The following is a 2,640-nucleotide window of genomic DNA, read 5'->3' as shown; positions in this document are numbered from 1 at the left end:
ATTTTCCATAAAAAAAAGAGGAGCACATTTTTTGTGTTCCCCTCGAAGCCGTCATTTCTTAACTTAATGACATTGGGTTTGTTCTGCGTATTTTTTTGAATTGCCATGGTAAGGAGGCATTATGAGTAAATACCATACGCTTTGGGTGTACATACAAGGAAGTGATAGGCAGCAGTTAACATTGACTTTTGATGAAATCGCACAAATCGCAAAAGTACCGTTGGATTATTCCTTTTTGAAATACAAGAAGGAACTCTTAGAGTTTGGGTATGAGGTTGAAAAAATTTCAATGAAGAATCAAACGGTGATCTTTATCAAGAAGGAGAAAGACTGACAATCTATGAAAAAAGGAAACTTCTACAAATAGCACACTTATTTTTGTTTGAACTAAGGAAAGGAAACGTACATATGAAACATAAAAATATTGAAATTGTTCGAGCCAAAGGACAGGATGGACACTTGGATTTTGTGGGTATATTAGTTGTTTTATTACTGTAAACCTAATTTTATCTCTATATTTCTATTTGTGGCTACGTAAAAAAGGTGTTGCTCGACTTCATAATATTTAGCACACTGATATTGACACTGCTAAAAAGGTGTTGTATAGTATTAGCAGGCAAAATATTAGAGTGCTAAAAGGAGTGGTATTATGGCTAAGAAAAAACAGTTTAAAGCGGAGTCAAAACGTTTATTGGATTTGATGATCAATTCCATTTATACACACAAGGAAATTTTCTTACGTGAACTTGTATCAAATGCGAGTGATGCGATTGATAAATATTATTATGAAAGTCAAGGACATGCGGATGCGAGTCAATTTGAGATTCGTATTGAACCAAACAAAGATGCTCGTACATTGACAATTTCGGATACTGGTATTGGTATGTCTAAGGAAGAGTTAGAGGAAAACTTAGGTACAATTGCGAAGAGTGGTTCTTTGGCTTTTAAAGAGGAAATGAAGAAAAAAGAAGAAAACAACGATGAAGATGTTGATATCATTGGTCAATTTGGTGTTGGATTCTATTCTGCATTTATGGTCGCAAAAGATGTTCGTGTCATTACGAAAAAAGCAGGTAGCGATGAGGCTTATGAATGGGTAAGTGCTGGTGAAGATGGTTATGAAATCACACCTTGTACAAAGGAAGCAAATGGTACTACGATCGTCTTAACTTTAAAAGATGATACAGATGAAGAAAACTATTCTAAATATTTGGAAACTTATGAATTAAAAGAATTGATCAAGAAATATTCAGACTATATTCGTTATCCAATCAAGATGAATGTAGAAACTCAGAAGATGAAAGAGGGTACAGAGGAAAGTGAAAAGCCTGAATATGAAACAGTGGTTGAAGATCAGACTTTGAACTCAATGGTTCCTTTGTGGAAGCGTCAAAAATCAAAAATTACAGATGAAGAATACAATCAATTCTACAAGGATCACTTCTATGATTACCAAGATCCTCAAAAAGTGATTCACTTTAGTGTTGAGGGAAATACTAGCTTTACAGCATTACTTTATATTCCATCACACTTACCTCAAGGATTCTATTCTCAAGACTATAAGAAGGGTCTTCAACTATATTGCAGAGGTGTATTCATTATGGATCATGCCGAAGAATTGTTGCCAGACTCTTTGCGTTTTGTGAAAGGTCTAGTGGATTCTCAAGATTTATCTTTAAATATTTCTCGTGAAATGCTTCAACATGACCACCAATTAAAATTGATTGCGGGTCGTATTGAAAAGAAAGTATTGAATGAACTTGGTAACATGCTTGCCAAAGATCGTGAAGCATATGAAAAACTCTTTGAAGAATTTGGTGTAAACTTGAAGTTTGGTGTCTACAACAACTATGGTATGGATAAAGAAAAATTCCAAGATCTATTGTTGTTCTACTCTTCAAGAGAAAAGAAATATGTCACTTTAAGTGAATATGTTTCTCGTATGAAAGAAGATCAAAAAGACATTTACTTTGTATCTGGTAAAGATGTTGAATTGATTGATAAGATGCCAGTTGTTCAAACGTTGAAGAATAAAGAATTTGAAGTTCTTTACTTAACGGATGAAGTGGATGAATTTGTGATGCAGACATTGATGAACTATAAAGAAAAGACGTTCAGAAATGCCGCTCAAGGTGATTTAGATTTGGATACTGAAGAAGAGAAGGAAGCTTTAAATAAGTCAAAAGAAGAAAACAAAGATTTATTGACATTCATGAAAGAGGCTTTAGGTGATGAGGTTGCCGAAGTAAAATTGTCTAATAAATTGACAGAGGATCCAGTATGCTTAACAGCTGGGGAAGGTATTTCTTTTGAGATGGAAAAGGTTTTCGCAAATATGCCAAACCAAAATCCAATGCCAATGAAGGCAACGCGTATTTTGGAAATCAATCCAAATCATCCAATCTTTGAAACTTTGAAATCTTTATATGCGACAGATAAAGATAAAGTTAAAGAAGTGGCTGAAGTATTATATGATCAGGCTTGTTTAATTGAAGGCTTCGCAATCAAAGATCCAATCGCATATTCTAAGAAAATCTGTGAATTATTAGTGAAATAATTCTAGGGGGCTGTAACGAGTAAGTGAATTTTATCGCTTATGGAGTTCAGCTCCTCTCTTTTTGTTTTATAGCTTGTAATTTA

The 2,640-nt window shown here is 33.9% G+C and carries 2 protein-coding genes; both read left to right on the top strand.

Going from position 1 to position 2,640, the window contains the following annotated elements; all coding sequences use genetic code 11:
- Window positions 1–121 precede the first annotated feature (121 nt).
- A complete protein-coding gene (locus Q0E86_RS11110; protein ID WP_288538307.1) occupies window positions 122–334 on the top strand; it encodes a hypothetical protein in 213 nt (70 codons plus the stop codon).
- A 315-nt stretch (window positions 335–649) separates the two neighbouring features.
- Window positions 650–2,557 (top strand): molecular chaperone HtpG, encoded by a 1,908-nt coding sequence (gene htpG / locus Q0E86_RS11105; RefSeq protein WP_295757183.1) that lies wholly within the window; start codon window positions 650–652, stop codon window positions 2,555–2,557.
- The last annotated feature ends 83 nt before the right edge of the window (window positions 2,558–2,640 follow it).

Source organism: uncultured Holdemanella sp. (genome assembly GCF_934754935.1).
In the GTDB taxonomy this organism is placed as follows: domain Bacteria; phylum Bacillota_I; class Bacilli_A; order Erysipelotrichales; family Erysipelotrichaceae; genus Holdemanella.
The sequence above is the reverse complement of the archived record's forward strand: the minus strand, read 5'-3'. Positions and strand labels throughout refer to the sequence as shown.

Bases quoted from the DNA above. Each gene is read 5' to 3' on its own strand.
- Q0E86_RS11110 (WP_288538307.1), top strand. From the start codon at position 122: ATGAGTAAATACCATACGCTTTGGGTGTACATACAAGGAAGTGATAGG.
- htpG (WP_295757183.1), top strand. From the start codon at position 650: ATGGCTAAGAAAAAACAGTTTAAAGCGGAGTCAAAACGTTTATTGGAT.